General features: G+C 69.0%; 9 protein-coding genes. 4 read left to right on the forward strand and 5 right to left on the reverse strand.

Going from position 1 to position 17,873, the window contains the following annotated elements:
• Nucleotides 1–47: 47 nt before the first annotated feature.
• The gene (locus IGS68_RS18320; protein WP_201072366.1) at nt 48–2,543 is read right to left on the reverse strand and encodes a penicillin-binding protein 1A; all 2,496 of its coding nucleotides are present in this window, start codon (nt 2,541–2,543) and stop codon (nt 48–50) included.
• Between the two features lie 122 nt (nt 2,544–2,665).
• Complete coding sequence (locus IGS68_RS36190) at nt 2,666–3,937, reverse strand: N-acetylmuramoyl-L-alanine amidase (RefSeq protein ID WP_371821914.1); 1,272 nt, start codon at nt 3,935–3,937, stop codon at nt 2,666–2,668.
• A gap of 667 nt (nt 3,938–4,604) precedes the next feature.
• Here IGS68_RS36190 and IGS68_RS18335 point away from each other — a divergent pair.
• Entirely contained in the window at nt 4,605–8,369 is a 3,765-nt protein-coding gene (locus IGS68_RS18335; RefSeq protein ID WP_247880962.1) for an Rne/Rng family ribonuclease, read from the forward strand.
• A 153-nt stretch (nt 8,370–8,522) separates the two neighbouring features.
• Here the strand turns inward: IGS68_RS18335 and aspS are convergent, their stop codons facing one another.
• Nucleotides 8,523–10,373: an aspartate--tRNA ligase gene (gene aspS / locus IGS68_RS18340; protein WP_201072370.1), complete on the reverse strand. Its 1,851-nt coding sequence runs from the start codon at nt 10,371–10,373 to the stop codon at nt 8,523–8,525.
• A 206-nt stretch (nt 10,374–10,579) separates the two neighbouring features.
• On the opposite strand from aspS, the gene rnd reads away from it, so the two are divergent.
• Complete coding sequence (gene rnd / locus IGS68_RS18345; RefSeq protein WP_201072372.1) at nt 10,580–11,740, forward strand: ribonuclease D; 1,161 nt, start codon at nt 10,580–10,582, stop codon at nt 11,738–11,740.
• Between the two features lie 9 nt (nt 11,741–11,749).
• Here the strand turns inward: rnd and IGS68_RS18350 are convergent, their stop codons facing one another.
• Entirely contained in the window at nt 11,750–13,264 is a 1,515-nt protein-coding gene (locus IGS68_RS18350; RefSeq protein WP_201072375.1) for a Ppx/GppA family phosphatase, read from the reverse strand.
• Nucleotides 13,265–13,296: 32 nt separating this feature from the next.
• Nucleotides 13,297–15,444, reverse strand: coding sequence for an RNA degradosome polyphosphate kinase (locus tag IGS68_RS18355; protein ID WP_201072377.1), 2,148 nt, complete (start codon nt 15,442–15,444; stop codon nt 13,297–13,299).
• A gap of 193 nt (nt 15,445–15,637) precedes the next feature.
• Here IGS68_RS18355 and IGS68_RS18360 point away from each other — a divergent pair, with 193 nt between their 5' ends.
• Together IGS68_RS18360 and IGS68_RS18365 are read left to right on the forward strand one after the other, a co-directional pair.
• On the forward strand, nt 15,638–16,156 hold the full coding sequence (locus IGS68_RS18360) for a SixA phosphatase family protein (RefSeq protein ID WP_201072379.1): 519 nt from the start codon (nt 15,638–15,640) through the stop codon (nt 16,154–16,156).
• A gap of 33 nt (nt 16,157–16,189) precedes the next feature.
• Nucleotides 16,190–17,860, forward strand: coding sequence for a CYTH and CHAD domain-containing protein (locus tag IGS68_RS18365; protein ID WP_201072381.1), 1,671 nt, complete (start codon nt 16,190–16,192; stop codon nt 17,858–17,860).
• Nucleotides 17,861–17,873: the final 13 nt, after the last annotated feature.

Here is a 17,873-nt window from a genome sequence, read left to right on the forward strand (position 1 = left end):
CTGTTCAACGACGCTTACTTAGACCCTTGAAGCTTCCGCGCCAAGGGTCAATAGAGCCCGCCCGTGCCCGTCGAGGCCGGCGCCTGCTCCTGCCCCTGGGAACGGCCCGGGGGCGGAACGCTGCCCGGCGGCAGGAACGCGCCGCCGCCGGGACCGGAGCCGGACGCGATCTCGCTGCCGTCCAGGACGATGTAATCGCCGGGACGGGGCTCGGTCCCCGGCTTGAAGGCCTCCCAGATCGCGTTGCGCTGGCCGGGCTCGGCGAGTTGGCCGGTCGCGGCGTCGACGCGGACCAGCCGGATCCCGGGCGGCATGCGGAACGGCGTCGCCGGCTCGTCCTTCAGGGCGTCGGCCATGAAGTCCTTGAAGACGGGAGCCGACACCGAGCCGCCGGTCTCCTTCGCACCGAGCGACCGGGGCTGGTCGAAGCCGATATAGAGGCCGACCGCCAGATCGGGCGAGAAGCCGACGAACCACGCATCCAGCGCGTCGTTGGTGGTGCCGGTCTTGCCGGCCAGCGGCTTGCCGACCGACGCGACCATCCTGGCGGTGCCGCGCTGGACGACGCCTTCGAGGATGGAGACCATCTGGTAGGCCGTCCGCGGGTCGATCACGCTCTCCCGCGCGTCGGGCACGTCGGGGACGGCGAGGTCGGGCGACCACTGGATGCCGCCGCAGTTCGGGCAGGGCCGCATGTCGTGCTTGAAGACCACCTTGCCGGTATGGTCCTGGATGCGGTCGATGAAGGCCGGGATCACTTTCTTGCCGCCGTTCACGATCATGGAATAGGCGGTGGTCATCTTCAGAACGGTGGTCTCGCCGGCCCCGAGCGACATCGACAGGACGGGCGGAAGCTTGTCGACCACGCCGAACCGCTCGGCATAGTCGGCGACCCTGTCCATGCCGACGCTGTTGGCGAGGCGTACGGTCATGACGTTGCGGGACTTCTCCATGCCGACCCGGAGCGTGGTCGGCCCGAGGAAGTCCTCGGAATAGTTCTGCGGGCGCCACAGCGCCTGTCCCGGACCCGGCTGGATCGCGAAGGGCGCGTCCATCACGAGGCTCGACGGCGTGAAGCCATTGTCCAGAGCCGCCATGTAGACGAACGGCTTGAACGACGAGCCGGGCTGGCGCAGCGCCTGGGTGGCCCGGTTGAACACGCTGATCCGGGAGCTGAAGCCGCCGCTCATGGCCAGCACGCGGCCGGTGTGGGGGTCCATGGCCACCAGCCCGCCCTGTACCGCCGGGATCTGCCGGAGCCCGTACGTGCCGGCGGGCAGGTCCTTGCCCTTCGCGTCCTTGGCGACCGGCTCGACCAGGATGACTTCGCCCTGGGCCAGGACGTCGCCGGCCTGCTTGACCTCGGGACCCATGCGCTCGCCCTCGACCCAGCGGCGCGCCCACTTCAGCTCCGACAGCGGGATACGGCCCCGTCCGCCGTCCGCAAGGCCGATCTGCGCCTCGCCCGCCTCGACCTCCAGCACGGCGGCCATCTGCCAGATCTCGCCGCCGGCCGGCATCGGCATCTCGGCAAGCTGCTTCGCCCAGTTCTGGAAACTCTCCAGCTTGCCGACCGGGCCGCGCCAGCCATGGCGGCGATCATACGCCACCAGGCCGTCGCGCAGGCTGCGCGTCGCGATGTCCTGAAGCTGGGGGTCGACGGTCGTTCGCACGGAATAGCCGCCCTCGTAGAGCTGCTGCTCCCCGAACCGGGCGAGGAGTTGGCGGCGGACCTCCTCCGCGAAATAGTCGGCGATGACGTACTCGGTCTCGTCGCGCCGGCGCACCTCCAGCGGTTCGGCCTTGGCCTGGGCGGCCTCCTCCGCGGTGATCGCGCCGTCCTCCTGCATCCGGCCGATCACCCAGTTGCGACGCGCCACGGCCGCGTCGTGCTGGCGGACCGGATGATAGTTGTTCGGCGCCTTGGGCAGGGCCGCGAGATAAGCCGCCTCGGCGATCGTCAGTTCGTCCAGGGGCTTGTTGAAATAGTTCAGCGCGGCGGCGGCCACGCCGTAGGAGCGGTTCCCCAGGAAGATCTCGTTCAGGTACAGCTCCAGGATCCGGTCCTTCGTGAAGGCCTGCTCCATGCGGAAGGCCAGGATCGCCTCCTTGATCTTGCGCTCGAACGACACCTCGTTGGTCAGCAGGAAGTTCTTGGCGACCTGCTGGGTGATGCCGGAGGCGCCGATCATGCGGCGGCCGCTCGCGACATTCTCCACGTTGGTGACGATCGCCCGCAGGATCGCGCCGAAATCCACGCCCCGGTGGCTGTAGAAGTTCTGGTCCTCGGCGGAGATGAAGCCGCGGATCACCCGCTTCGGCATCGCCTCGATCGGGATGAAGACGCGCCGCTCGGTCGCGAACTCGGCCAGCAGGCGCCCGTCCCCGGCGTGGACGCGGGTCACGGTCGGCGGCTGGTAGTCGGCCAGCTGGGCGTATTCCGGCAGCCCTTGGCTGTAATGGTGGATTGCGAATACCACGCCCCCGGCAGCCACCACGACGAGGAAGAAAACTGCGGACAGGATCCCGACTAAGATACGCATAAGTATTCCACGAACGATGAAAAGGCCTCGCGGCCCGTCCGGCCGCAGCCCGAACGGACCAGCCTGCCAGGATCTAACCTGCGGGCGCACACTCTAGCAGATCGAATGCGGCTATGTTGAGGTCAAGACCGGCTTACGCCGGTCCTTGCGGCGAAATACCCATCGATGCTCCGCTGGATCGAACGCGCGATCCGGGCCCGGTGTTCCGCCTGCTCCAGCAGTTTCGCGTCCAGCGGGCTCGACAGGTACCCCAGCTCGATCAGCACCGAAGGCACGTCCGGGGCGGTCAGCACCGCGAAGCCGGCGGAGCGGTGGGGGCGCGGCACCAGCCTGGCATGGCGCCCGACCTCCTCGACCAGCAGGTTGGCCAGCCGGCGGGACTGGTTCATCGTGTCGCGCTGGGCCAGGTCGATCAGGATGCTCACGACCTCGTCGTTCTCCGCCGTCAGGTTGACGCCGCCCAGGGCGTCGGCCCTGTTCTCGCGGGCCGCCAGCATGTCGGCCTCGCGGTCGGACGCCTTGTCCGACAGGGAATAGATCGACATGCCGCGCATGTCGCTGCTGCCGATCGAGTCCGCGTGCAGGGAAATGAACAGGTCGGCGCCGGCCTCGCGCGCCAGTGCCACGCGGTCGCGCAGGCGGAGGAAGACGTCGCTGTCCCGGGTCAGGACGACCCTGTACCGCCCGGTGGCGACGAGCTGGTCGCGCACCACCCGGGCCATGGCCAGCGTGATGTCCTTCTCGTAGACCCCGGTGACGCTGATGGCGCCGGGGTCCACGCCGCCATGGCCGGGGTCCAGCGCGATGACCCGCCGCGCGTCGGTCCGTGGGCTTGGCCGGCGGGGCGGCAGGGGCACGGTTCCCAGGGCGGCCAGGGTCGCCGGCGAGTCACCCGCCTCTTCCCGGAGGCCCCGCGGCATCTGCGGCGGGACGACCGCCGCGGCCGCCGGGGACATGGTGACGGCGACCGTGTCGGTCGGCGGGTCCGGAAGCCGCGGAACCGAACGGGCCGCGGCGGTGCTCAGGGGGACGGTGTAGGCCGGGGCCGGCGGCGCCGCGCCGTCGGCGCTCCCCCTCGTTCCGACGACCCGGCCCAGTTCCGCCGCGAAGGTGCCGGGTCCGACCGACTCGAGATCGAGCACGAACCGGGGCTGCCTGCCGTCTCTCGGCGGGATGAGGAATGCTTCCCGGACGCGGACCGGGCCGTCGACCTCCAGCACCAGCCGGAGGGTGCCCGGCCGGAAGGAGGCGTAACGGTAGCCGCGCACGAGCCCGGCGGCGGCACCACCCCGGTTGGCGGAGGCGTCCCAGTCCAGGTCGGGCAGATCGACCACGACCCGGTAGGGGTCGGGCAGAGTGAAGACCCTGAAATCGATCCGGTCGGTGACCTCCATCACGAATCGGGTCTTGTCCGGATGGACGCCGAGCCGCGCATCGACGACCGCGGGCCGCGCAGCCGCCTGCCCCGCGTGCGCCGCGGCAAGCCAGAAGACGGCGAGGATCAGGAACAGCGCGCGCAGCGTCGGTCTCCGAAAGGGCCCTAACGATCGATTTTGCCATAGATATACCCTAAGAAAATCAAAGTGTTCAAGCATGATCATCACAAACAGCCTCAATCCCGCGACGCCGCCGCCCGGAAGTCCGCCGCGTGCCGCGCCGGTTGCGCCGCAGCCCACTGTCACCATTCCAACAAGACAATTCTGTGATTGAGGAATGTGCCGCCCCCCATTATGGTAGGGGTGCGACATACCGCATTCCGCCGATCCCCACTTGGGAGAGGCGGCGTCGCCTTCGGGTAACGTGCTGCCACTTATAGGTTTTTTTCAGGCAGCGCACCGGCCGGGTGGCGCTTACGGAACCTGCGGTGGAGGAGAAACCTTGAAGCTGGCTTCGGCCCCGTAGGGCCGTAAGCCCGGCGTCCGGTGCCCCGCCCGTCCTGGCTGCTGTGGAAAGCGCCGTTAGACGATCAGGCGGGACCCGTGCCGAACGCTTCGCCTTTGACGATGACGCGCCGCCACCCGTAAGTCGCGCGGGGGCCCGGCGGCGTCACGAGGTAGACATATGGCAAAGCGCATGTTGATTGACGCGACCCATTCCGAGGAAACTCGGGTGGTCGTGGTCAATGGTAACAAGTTGGACGAGCTCGATTTCGAAATCGCCAGCAAGAAGCAGTTAAAAGGCAACATATACCTGGCCAAGGTGACGCGGGTCGAGCCATCGCTCCAGGCCGCCTTCGTCGAGTACGGCGGCAACCGTCACGGTTTCCTGGCCTTCTCGGAAATACACCCGGATTATTACCGCATCCCGGTCGCCGACCGCGAAGCGCTGCTCGCCCAGGAACGCGACCTGGAAGAGCGCGAGGACACCATCGGCGCCGACGTCGAGATGGGCGATCCCCGGCCGGGCCGCGGCTCACGCCGCCAGGGCCGCTCCGAGTCGTTCGGGGAAGGACGCGACGAGTCGGGCGGCGACTCCGGCCGGCCCGCCTCGGAAACCCCGGTGGCCGAGCCCTCCGGCGAGGTTCCCGGGACCGGCGAGCAGCCCTCCTATGAAAGCCAGCCGTCTGAAAGCCAGCCGTCCGATCCCGCCGCCTCGGAGCGTGGAGCCGAGGCACCGGCCGAGGATCGCCAGGCCGGCACCGTTCATCACGCCGAGAACGACATCCCCCACGACTGGTTCGCGCCGGATGAACCGGCGCCCGATTTCCAGGCGGAGAGCGACTCCGGTTCCGACGGGGCGCCCGACGGCGACACCGGCGGGCAGGATGACGGCCCCGACGACGACAAGCCGACCCGCTACCAGCCGGCGAGCCTGCCGCGCGAGGAGCGCAGCGAGCCCTACGACCCGGACGAGAGCCATACCGGCGACCACCGGGCCGAAGCCGCCTCGGCGCCCTCCGGCGATCCCGGAGCGATGCCCTCCGCCGGCGACGTCATCCACCCCGGCGCGGAAGGGCTGCCCGCCCCGGCAGCCGAGTTCGGCGCCGGAGTCGAGTCGCCGGCCGACCCGGTGCCGCAGGCGCCGGTAGCCGAGCATCCCGCCACCGTCGAGTCCGACGACGAGGACGATCGGGACTATTCCCGAGACGCCGACGCCGACGAGGATGAAGGCGAGGATACGCCGCGCGGCCGCCGCGACGACCGGCAGGGCCGCCGCGGCCGGGGCGATTCCGACGAGGGCCCGGTGGACGAACTGGTCGGCGACGAGGCCGAGGACGTCCAGCGCCGCCGCCCCCGTCCGCTGCGCAGCTACAAGATCCAGGAAGTCATCAAGCGCCGGCAGATCCTGCTGGTCCAGGTCGTCAAGGAGGAGCGCGGCAACAAGGGCGCCGCCCTGACGACATACCTGTCCCTGCCCGGCCGCTATTGCGTCCTGATGCCCAACACCGGGCGCGGCGGCGGGATTTCGCGCAAGATCACCAATCCGCAGGACCGCAAGCGCCTGAAGGAAATGCTGTCGGACCTGGACATTCCCGAAGGCATGGCGGTGATCCTGCGCACCGCGGGAATGGAGCGGACTAAGCCGGAGATAAAACGCGATCTGGAGTACCTGCTGCGGCTGTGGGACAGCATCCGCGACCTCACGCTCCAGTCGAGCGCGCCGGCCCTGATCTATGAGGAAGCGAACCTGATCAAGCGGTCGATCCGCGACCTCTATACCAACGACATCGACGAGGTGCATGTCGAAGGCGAAGCGGGCTACCGCGTCGCCCGCGACTTCATGCACATGCTGATGCCGAGCCACACGCGGAAGGTCCACTGCTACCGCGACGAGACGATCCCGCTGTTCTTCCGCTACCAGGTCGAAAGCCAGATCGACGCGATCCACAGCCCGGTCTGCCAGCTGAAGTCCGGCGGCTACATCGTCATCAACCAGACCGAGGCGCTGGTCGCGATCGACGTCAACTCCGGCCGGTCAACCCGCGAGCGGAACATCGAGGAGACGGCCTACAAGACCAACCTGGAGGCCGCCGACGAGGTGGCGCGCCAGTTGAGGCTGCGCGACCTTGCCGGGCTGATCGTCATCGACTTCATCGACATGGAGGACGCGCGGAACAACGCCGCGGTCGAACGCCGCATCAAGGAGGCGATGAAGAACGACCGGGCGCGCATCCAGCTCGGCCGCATCTCGCCCTTCGGGCTTCTCGAACTGTCGCGCCAGCGGCTGCGCCCAAGCCTGATGGAGACCAATTTCGAGAAGTGCCCGCACTGCTCGGGCACCGGCATGGTCCGTTCCATCGAGTCCGCGGCGCTCTATGTCCTCCGGGCGATCGAGGAGGAAGGCATCCGCAAGCGCTCCAGCGAGATCACGGTCCATGTGGCGACCAAGATCGCGCTGTATATCCTCAACCAGAAGCGCGACGCGCTGGCCGACATCGAGCGCCGCTACGGTTTCCGCGTCTTCCTGTTCGGCGACGACACGCTGATCCCGCCGGAATACCGCCTGGAGCGGATCAAGGCCCGCCAGGCCGGCGAGGAGACCGCGCCCGTCATCAGCCCGGAGCGGATCTACGCCGAGACCGACCGCCTGCTCGAACGGGAAGCGGAGGAAGACGAGGCCGCCGAACAGGCGGAGACCGTCGAAGCCCCGGAGGCGCAGCCCGCCGCGGCGGCCGCTCCGCAGGAGCTGGGCGAGGAGCGCGGCGACCGCCGCCGCCGCCGGTCGCGCCGCCGCCGCCGTTTCGACGACCGGACGGAAGCCCGGACCGACGACCAGGGCGAGGAAGAACGGGAAGAGGCCGCCGACGAACCGGTGGAGGAGACCGCGCTCGACCAGCAGTCCGAGGAGTTCGACGGCGATATCGACACCGGCGGCGACGATGACGCCGATGATGGCGAGGAAGGGGACGAGTCCGAGAACGGCCAGGCTGACGAGACCGACGCGAACGGCCTGCGCAAGAAGCGCCGGCGCGGCAAGCGCGGCGGACGCCGCCGTGGCCGCGGCCGGGCCGAGGGTGATTTCGAGAACGGCTTCACCGACGACGGCGACCAGCAGGAGACACCGGAGACGGTCCCGACGGGCGAGCAGGCCCCGGAACCGGTTGCCGAGCAGCCCCGGGACTATATGGACGATCTCGGCGATCCGTTCGGCGACATCGGCGCGCCCCCCGCGCCGGAACCGGCGCCCGAACCCACTCCCCAGCCGGAGCCGGTCGCCGAGCAGCCCCGGGCCGAGCCCGAACCGGTGCCCGAACCCGCGGCCCCGGAGGAGATCGCTCCCGTGACGGTGGGCGAACCGGCCATCCCGGCGGAGATCGTGGCCGAGCAGCCCGAACCGGCACCGGTCGTGGAGGCACCCGTCGCGGAGGCACCCGCCGCCGAGGCACCGGTTACCGAGGTTCCTGCCACGGAAGCTCCGGCCGCGGAGACGCCGGTGGCCGAGGAAACCCCGGCTGAGGAGGCTCCTGCCAAGCCGGTCCGCAAGCGGGCTCCCCGCAAGAAGAAGGTCGCGGAACCCGAGGCCGAGGTCGCGCCCAAGGAGAAGAAAGCTGCCAAGGCCCCGGCCGCGAAGGCTCCCGCCGAGGAGGCTCCGGCCGCTGAGGCTCCTGCCAAGCCGGTCCGCAAGCGGGCTCCCCGCAAGAAGAAGGTCGCGGAATCCGAGGCCCTGGTCGAGGCGTCTCCCGTCGAGCAGGTGCCAGAGCCCGTGCCCGAGCCCCTGCCCCAGGAGCCCAGCGCCGGTGACGACCTCTTCATGGACGTGGCGCCGGGACCGATCGAACCGGCCCCGCAACCCGCGCCGGAAACCCAGCCCTCTCCGGAAGCGGAGCCTGCCGCTCCCGAGCAGCCGCCGCGTCCCGCTCGCCGGGGCTGGTGGAACCGGGAGTAGGCCGGCAGCGATGCCGTTCCCGGCCTGCGGGTCGGGGGCATGAAGAAAGCCGCTGCGGAGCATCCTCCGCAGCGGCTTTCTTCGCTTCCGGATCCGGGCAATGCCGGCCTCCGCCCATCAGGGCGAAAGCCGGCTCTGGAACCCGATGCCTCCTTACGCGCCCTTGGGCGAGACGGTCCCTTCCGCCGTCGGCGGGGCGGCGACCGTCTTGGGCTTGGGAAGGTCGAGCTTGATCGACAGCTCTTTCAGCCGCTCCGCCGGGACCGGAGCCGGTGCCTGCATCAGCAGGTCCTCGGCGCGCTGGTTCAGCGGGAAGACGATGACCTCGCGGATGTTCGGCTCGTCCGCCAGGAGCATGACGATGCGGTCGATGCCGGGAGCCGAGCCGCCGTGCGGCGGGGCGCCGAGCTTCATCGCCGACAGCATGCCGCCGAACCGGGCTTCCAGTTCCTCCGGAGGGTAGCCGGCGATCGCGAAGGCCTTGTACATCACCTCCGGCAGGTGGTTCCGGATGGCGCCCGACGACAGCTCGATGCCGTTGCAGACGATGTCGTACTGGTAGGCGTTGATCGTCAGCGGATCCTGGGTCTCCAGCGCCTCCAGGCCGCCTTGGGGCATGGAGAACGGGTTGTGGCTGAAGTCGATCTTGCCGGTCTCCTCGTCCCGCTCGTACATCGGGAAATCGACGATCCAGCAGAACCGGAAGGCGTTCTTCTCGACGATGTCCAGGTCTTCGGCGATCCTGGTCCGGGCGAAGCCGGCCAGCTTGGCGGCGGGGCCGGGCTGATCGCAGACGAAGAACACGGCGTCGCCGTCGCTCAGCCCGACCGCCTCCCGCAGCGCCGCCTGGGCCGCTTCCGGCACGAACTTGGCGATCGGTCCCTTGCCGCCGCCGGACTCGAACAGGATGTAGCCGAGGCCGGGAGCGCCCAGGCCGCGGGCCCAGTCGTTCAGCTTGTCGAAGAAGCTGCGCGGGCGGTCGCCGACGGCAGGCGCGCGGATCGCGCGGACCACGCCGCCCTTGGCGATCACCGACTTGAACGCCTTGAACTCGACGTCGTCGCGCTGGAACACCGCCGTCACGTCGGTGATGACCAGCGGGTTGCGCAGGTCCGGCTTGTCGTTGCCGTACTTCAGCATCGACTCGGCATAGGGGATGCGCGGGAACGGGTACGGGGTCAGCTCCGGCTTGGCGGGGCGGCGGAAGCCGCCGAACTCGTCGAAGATGCCGTACAGCACCGGCTCGATCGCCGCGAAGACGTCCTCCTGGGTGACGAAGGACATCTCGAAGTCGAGCTGGTAGAACTCGCCCGGGCTGCGGTCGGCGCGGCTGTCCTCGTCGCGGAAGCAGGGAGCGATCTGGAAATAGCGATCGTAGCCGGCCATCATCAGCAGCTGCTTGAACTGCTGCGGCGCCTGCGGCAGCGCGTAGAACTTGCCGGGATGCATGCGGCTCGGCACCAGGAAGTCCCGCGCCCCTTCCGGGCTGCTGGCGGTCAGGATCGGCGTCTGGAACTCGTTGAAGCCCTGCTCGATCATGCGGCGGCGGACCGATGCGATGACCTGGGAGCGCAGCAGGATGTTCTGCTGCATCTTCTCGCGCCGTAGGTCCAGGAAGCGGTAGCGCAGGCGGATCTCCTCGCCGGCATCGGCCTCGCTGTTGACCTGCAGCGGCAGCGGATCGGCGGCGCTCTGCACCGCCAGTTCCTGGATCTGCACTTCGATCCGGCCGGTCGGCAGCTTGTCGTTGATCGTCTCGGGCGTGCGGCCGACAACCTTGCCGGTGACCGTGACGACCGACTCCAGGCGCAGCCCCTCGGCAACCTGGAACAGCGGGCTGGAGCTGTCGATCACGCACTGCGTCATCCCGTAGTGGTCGCGCAGGTCGATGAACAGCAGTTGTCCGTGGTCGCGCTTACGATTGATCCAGCCCGACAGGCGCACGATCTGGCCGGCATCGGTATCGCGCAGGGCACCGCAGGTGTGGGTCCGGTAGGGATGCATGGGGAGCGCACCTTGAAATAACAGTTATGGGCGCCGCGAAACGGAATGCCGCGGCGCCGGCTCGGCCAGGGGGGACGGCGAAGGCATCGGCCCGCGATCCCGCCCCGGAGGTTGGATGATGGCGCAGAAGCACATGGATGCAAGGCGGTTGTCAAGTTGAAGCAGCCCCGCTTTTCCGGGCGGCTCGGGTGTTGTATGACTGTCGCATGACTCTGATTTCGACCACAGCCGATCTGGAGGCGTTGTGCGAACGTCTGAAGGCGGCGGAATACATCACCGTCGATACCGAATTCATGCGGGAGAAGACGTTCTGGCCCAAGCTGTGCCTGGTCCAGATCGCCGGACCGGATGAGGCCGCCGCGGTCGACCCGCTGGCGGACGGCATCGACCTGGCGCCGCTCTACCGCCTGATGGGCGATCCGTCGGTGCTCAAGGTGTTCCATGCCGCGCGCCAGGACGTGGAGATCTTCCACAATCTCGCGGGCGAGATTCCCAAGCCGCTGTTCGACACCCAGGTCGCCGCCATGGTCTGCGGCTTCGGCGACAGCGTCGGCTACGAGACGCTGATCGCCAAGCTGGCCGGCGCGCGGGTGGACAAGTCGTCGCGCTTCACCGACTGGTCGGCCCGTCCGCTGACCGAGCGGCAGCTGACCTACGCCTTGTCCGACGTGACCCATCTCCGCCCGGCCTACGAGAAGCTGAAGCGCCGGCTGGTCCGAACCGACCGGGCGAGCTGGCTGGACGAGGAAATGGCCGTGCTGACCGACCCGGCCACCTACCGGGTCGAGCCGGACGACGCCTGGAAGCGGCTCAAGGTCCGCACCGACAAGCCGCGCTTCCTCGCCATCCTCAAGGAACTGGCGGCTTGGCGGGAACGCGAGGCCCAGCGCAAGGACATCCCGCGCTCCCGCGTGCTGCGGGACGAGGCCCTGCTGGAAATCGCCTCCCACGCGCCCAGGTCGGTGGACGACCTCGCCCGAACGCGGGGCCTGGGGCGCAGCGTCGCCGAGGGCCGCTGGGGCACCGAACTGCTGGCGGCGGTGGAACGCGGCGTTTCCATGCCGGTCGGCGAATGCCCGACCGGCGAGCCCCGGCCGGAACTGCCGCCGGGCTTGGCGCCGATCGTCGAGCTGCTGCGCGTCCTGCTGAAGATGCGGTGCGAGGACGAGCAGGTAGCAGCCAAGCTGGTCGCCAGCTCGTCCGACCTGGAAGCGATCGCGGCGGACGACGAGGCGCCGGTTCCCGCCCTGAAGGGGTGGCGTCGGGAGCTGTTCGGCGATCTGGCGCTGAAGCTGAAGCACGGCCGCGTCGCCCTGGCGGTCGAGGGCAAGCGGGTCAGGCTGGTTCCGCTCGACGAAAGCCGGTAGGCCGCAGGCTTATCTCGGCGGCGCGATCACGATCTCGCCCCGCCGGTTCAGCCCCTTGGCGACCGCGTCCAGCCGGCGCTGCACCGTGTCGCCGACCAGCACGCGGGCGTCTTCCGGAACGCAGAGGACGAGCGCCTCCTCGTCGATCGACAGGCTGGTGCGCTGAAGCAGGGCCGCGACGCCGCCGGTCAGCGTCTGGGCCAAGCGGAGCGCCAGGCCCAGGATGGCCGCCTTCGCCGCCCTGCCCTCCTGGACAAGGCCGCGCGCCACCGCCACCTGCGGATCCTCGATCCGGCCGCCGTAGCGTGCATAGGCGACCAGGGCCAGGAAGGCCCGCTCCCCGTGGTCGACGCCGGCGAACGGCATGCGCAGGATCCGCATATAGGCGTGCTCCGCGCGGTAGTCCGGGTGCTCCGACCAGCCGAGATCGCTGAGCAGGCAGGAGGCGCGGCGCAGCCTGGCGGAAGCCTCGTCCTCCCCGGCGAACAGCGACGCCGTCCAGTTCGTGATGATCTCTCCCTGGCCGAACCGGCCGATCCGCCTGGCCAGTCCGGCGCAGGCGCTGATCAGGGGGTCCTCCCGCTGCTCCTGCGCGTCGAGCATGTCGAACAGCAGCCCCTCGCGCAGGCCGAAGGCGGAGAAGACCACCTCGGACGGCTCGACGATCGTCAGCAGCCGTTCGAGCGCCAGCGCGGCCAGGGGCAGCGTGTCCGACCGGCGCTTCGACACGCCGGATATCTTGTCCAGCGCCGACCGGTTGAGCCGGGATATCTCCCCCGCGAAATCGCGGAGCTGGGCGCCGCCGACCGTGTAGTGATGGATGACGTGGAGCGGATGGTTCACCTGCTCCATGTGCAGCTTCGCCAGCGCGCGCCAGCTTCCGCCCACCGGATAGAAGGGCCGCCCCTTGTGCGCCGACAGCCAGGGCAGCGCCTGCAGGTGCTGGTCGATGTTCCGGGCCGCAGCAGCCGTCTTGCCGCCGCAGGACTCGACCAGCCGCAGGGGGCCGAGCGGCATGGTGACCTGGGGTCCGATGGCGCCGCGCTCCAGCCCGACCAATTCCAGGCTGCCGCCGCCCAGGTCGCCCACGAGCCCGTCGGCCCCCGGCGTGCCTGACAGCACCCCCATGGCCGACAGGCGCGCCTCCTCCTCGCCGGCGATGGTACGGACGGTCAGGCCGGTCCTGCTCTTGACCGCCTCGACGAACTCGGCGCCGTCGGCGGCATCGCGCACGGCTGCGGTCGCCAGCACGTCGGTCCGGGAGACGTCCATGCCGTCGATCAGGCGGCCGAAGCGGGCGATGTTGTCCAGCGCCAGCGTCACGCCGTCCGGGTTGAGCCGGCCGGTCTTCTCGACCGTGCGGCCCAGCCCGCACATGATCTTCTCGTTGAACAGGGGCACCGGCGCCCTGTGGAGGCCGTCATAGACGACGAGCCGGATCGAGTTCGAACCGATGTCGATGACGGCGATCCGCTCGGAACGCTGGAGGTCGGCAGCCGGACGCCGATCGAGGGTGAGGGTCATGTCGTGGTGCCCGTCGCGCCTTTATGGACTTGCTACTTGGATTGGAGAACCAGGCGCGGAGGAATCCGCGCCCCGGAGATCGCGCTGCCGCGGCCGGACAGGCTGGGATTGGTCATGAAATAGGTATGGGCGCTGAAAGCGTCCTTGTCGACCTTGGCGCGGCGGTAGGAGCCGTCGGACGACAGGAACCAGCTTTGCGCGTCGTCCTTCAGGTTGGCGACCATGATCTGGTCCAGGACCTGCTGGTGGACCGTCGGGTTCTCGATCGGTACCAGCGTTTCGATCCGGCGGTCCAGGTTGCGCGGCATCCAGTCGGCCGAGGAGATGAAGACCTTGGCCTCGGGCGACGGGAGGGTATGGCCGTTGCCGAAGCACACGATGCGGCCATGCTCCAGGAACCGCCCGACGATGCTCTTGACCCTGATATTGTCGGACAGGCCGGGAACGCCGGGGCGCAGGCAGCAGATGCCGCGCATGATCATGTCGATCAGGACGCCCGCCTGGGACGCCTCGTACAGCTTGTCGATCAGGCGCGAATCGACCAGCGAGTTCAGCTTGACCCAGATCCGGGCCGGCTTGCCGGCGCGGGCGAAGGCGATCTCCCGGTCGATCAGCTCGACCAGCTTCTCGCGCAAGGCCAGGGGAGCTATGGCGACCTTCTCCAGCGATTTCGGCGTCGCGTAGCCGGTCATGTAGTTGAACATGAAGGCGGCATCGTGGCAGAGGGCCGGGTCGCAGGTGAAGAACGACAGGTCGGTGTAGACCTTGGCGGTGATCGGGTGGTAGTTGCCGGTGCCGAAATGGACGTAGCTGCGCAGCCCCTTGGCCTCGCGCCGGACCACCAGCGACACCTTGGCGTGGGTCTTCAGGTCGACGAAGCCGTAGACCACCTGGGCTCCGGCGCGCTCCAGGTCGCGGGCCCACTGGATGTTCGCCTCCTCGTCGAAGCGGGCCTTCAGCTCGACCATGGCGGTGACCGTCTTGCCGGCCTCCGCCGCCTCGATCAGGGCCGCCACGATGGGCGAGTTCTTGCTGGTCCGGTACAGCGTCTGCTTGATCGCCACCACCGCCGGGTCGCGCGCCGCCTGCCGAAGGAACTGCACCACCACGTCGAAGCTCTCGTAGGGGTGGTGGACGACGATGTCCTTGTGCCGGATCGCCGCGAAGCAGTCGCCGCCGAAATCGCGGATCCGTTCCGGGAACCGGGCGTTGTAAGGCGGGAAGACGAGGTCCGGACGCTCCTCGATGATGAGCTGCTTGGTATCGACCAGGCCGATCAGCCCTTCCAGCACGAACACGTCGTCGTTGGAGACGGAGAGCTGGTTGCGCAGGAACTCCCGCAGGTCCGGCGCCATTCCGATATTGACCGCCAGCCGGATGACGCTGCCGCGCCGGCGGCGCTTCAGCGCGCTTTCGAAGGTGCGGACCAGATCCTCCGCCTCCTCGTCGATCTCCATCTCGCTGTCGCGCAGGATCCTGAACACGCCGTGCCCGGTCAGCTTGAACGGCGCCGGGAAGATCCGGTCGAGGAACAGCAGGACGAGCTGTTCAAGCAGGACGAACCGCACGTCCGATCCGGGCAGCCGGATGAAGCGCTCCAGCTGGGACGGCATCGGCAGCAGGGCGTCCAGGTTCTGGCTGCGGTCCGGGTCGTAGAGCTGCAGCGCCAGGCTGAATCCCAGGTTGGGGATGAACGGGAACGGATGGGCCGGATCGACCGCGATGGGCGTCAGGAGCGGGAAGATGTCGTCGAGGAAACGGGCCTCCAGCCAATCCATCTCGCTGTCGGTGAGCTCGCTGGGGTCCACCACGGTGATCCCGGCCTCGCGCAGTTCCTTCCGGAGCGTCCGCCAGCCGTTCTGCTGGTCGCGCATCAGCTCGATCACGCGCTGGTTGACGGCGGCCAGCTGCTGGGCCGGGCTGAGATTGTCGTCGGACAGCGTCGTGATCCCGGCGCGGACCTGGGCCTTCAGTCCCGCGACCCGGACCATGTAGAATTCGTCGAGGTTGCTCGCGGAGATCGACAGGAACCGCAGCCGCTCCAGCAGGGGATGGTTGACGTTCAGCGATTCCTCGAGGACCCTCTGGTTGAACGCCAGCCAGGACAGTTCACGGTTGATGAACCGGTCCGGAGAAGTCGGATCGATGTCGGGTGTCTCGATTTCCTGCGCGCTGGTCACGGGTTCCTCGGGGCTCGAACGATTAACGGAATGGTCACGATAGCGCGACTCGGTTACGCTTTGACAGGCGAACGGTCGGCACTGCCGGATTCCGCCGCGCGCGGCGACGAAATCCGGCGGGGGTGGCCGGATTCCACGGCATCTGCGTCTGCCGAACGCGAATAGGGGATACCTTGAGGCTCACGTCAATACAATGAAGACGCTTTACCTGCTCCGGCACGCGAAATCCGCCTGGAACGACCCGTCCCTCGATGACCATGACCGGCCCCTGGCTCCCCGGGGAGCCCGCGCCGCGACCCTGATCGGCCGCCACCTGCGCGGCGACGGGTTCCACCCCGACGTCATTCTCTGCTCGACGGCGCGCCGGGCGGTCGACACCCTGGCGCTGGTCACCGCCCAGCTGGGCACCGGCCAGGTGACCGCCGAATACGATCATGGACTGTACCTGAGCGGCGAGAGGGCGCTGCTGGACCGGCTGCGACGCCTGCCCGAGGGTGCCGCCACGGTCCTGCTGGTCGCGCACAATCCCGATCTGCACAACCTGGCGCAGGATCTGGCGGGGAACGGCGACGCCTCCCTCCTGCGCGGTCTCGCCGGAAAGTTTCCGACGGCGGCCCTGGCGGTGCTCACCTTCGCCCAAGGTTCCTGGAGCGACATCGGGTCGCGCGCGGGAACGCTCTCCAACCTCGTCCTTCCGAAAAAATTAACTTAACGCTGGGTACGGGGGTCGGGTATCAACAAAAGGATGACGCCCCCGACCAGCGAGGCTGCTCCGCCCGTGCCGAACAACCGCGACAGCACGAACCTGCAACCGATGGACACGGCTCCACCGGAAAAGGATTTCCGCGGGGCGGCGCCCGCGGCGCCGCAGGCGGCGCGGGAGATCGAGCTGAAGCTGTACGTCGCCCCCGGCAACCTCGCCCGGCTGGTGAGGCACCCCGCCCTGGTCGGGCTGCAGCAGGGTACCGCCGCCAGCCAGCGCCTCTACACCGTCTATTACGACACGCCGGACCTGGCGCTCGCCGCCTACGGAGTGGCCCTGCGCGTACGCCGCCAGGGCGCCCAGCGCATCCAGGCGGTCAAGACCATGAACAGCGAGACACCGGGAGACGCGGCGGCCGTCGCCGTCCGGCGCGAATGGGAATGGCAGATCCCTTCCGACGATCCGGACATCTCCCTGCTCACCCTGGACGGCGTGCGCGAGGTCGTGCCCCAGGACGCCCTTCCGGCGATCCGGCCGATGTTCCTGACGGACTTCCAGCGCACCACCCTGATGCTCCGCCCCGATCCGCTGACCGCGATCGAGGTCGCCCTGGACACGGGCGAGATCCGGGCGGGCGTGGCGCACCGGCCGATCAGCGAGGTCGAGCTTGAACTGAAGGCCGGATCGATCACCGCCCTGTTCGAGCTGGCCCACGAACTCCAGCGGATCGTGCCGCTGCGCATCGCGACGGAGAGCAAGGCGGAAGCCGGCTTCGCCCTGGTCACGGGCGCGCTGCCGCGGTCGTCGAAGGCTCCGCCCCTGGGCCTGACGCCCGCCACCACCGTGGCCGAGGGTTTCCGCCATATCGTGCGCAACTGCATGGTACACGCGCTCGCCAACCAGGCCTGCGCCGTGACCGGCGTGGAGGCCGAGGGCATCCACCAGATGCGGGTGGCCCTGAGGCGCCTGCGCTCCGCGCTGACCCTGTTCGACGACGTGATCGCGTCGCCCGATGCGCGGATGCTGAAGGACGAGGTCAAGTGGCTGGCCGAACGCCTGGGGCCGGCACGCGACTGGGACAACCTCCAGACGCTCTTCTTCGAGCCCTATGCCGAGAAGCAGGGAAGCGACGAGGGCGTCCGCCTGCTGGGCCAGGCCATCGCGGACTCGCGCCGCTCCGCCCATGCCCGCGCGGCCGAAGCCCTGCACGCGCCGCGCTACACGACGCTGATGCTGGGCCTCGGCGGCTGGCTGGAGTCCGGACGCTGGAACGAGGATGCCGCACCCGACGTCCGGCTGCTCCTGGCCCGGCCGATGCCCGAACTGGCCGGGAGCTGGCTGGCCCTGCGACACCGCAAGTCCCGCAAGTCGGGGCGGCAGATCCGCAAGCTGGACGCCGACCAGCGGCACGAGTTGCGGATCAGCTTCAAGAAGCTGCGCTACGCCGTCGAGTTCTTCCGCGGCCTCTACCCCGCCGCCGCGGTCCGGCCGTACCTGGATTCGGTCGAGGCCCTGCAGGACCTGCTGGGCACCCTGAACGATGCCGCCGTCAGCCGCCGCATGATCGACGCGCTGTCCGCCGATGCCGGCCGGGACGTCAGGCGGGCGGCGGGCGATTTCGGCGACTGGCTCGACCGGCGGATGCGCCGGCATCTGGCCGACCTGCCCGAGCGCTGGCGCGACTACGAGAAGGCTGAACCGTTCTGGGGATGAAGAATTGGGACGA

The sequence above is a fragment of the Skermanella sp. TT6 genome, from assembly GCF_016653635.2.
In the GTDB taxonomy this organism is placed as follows: domain Bacteria; phylum Pseudomonadota; class Alphaproteobacteria; order Azospirillales; family Azospirillaceae; genus Skermanella; species Skermanella cutis.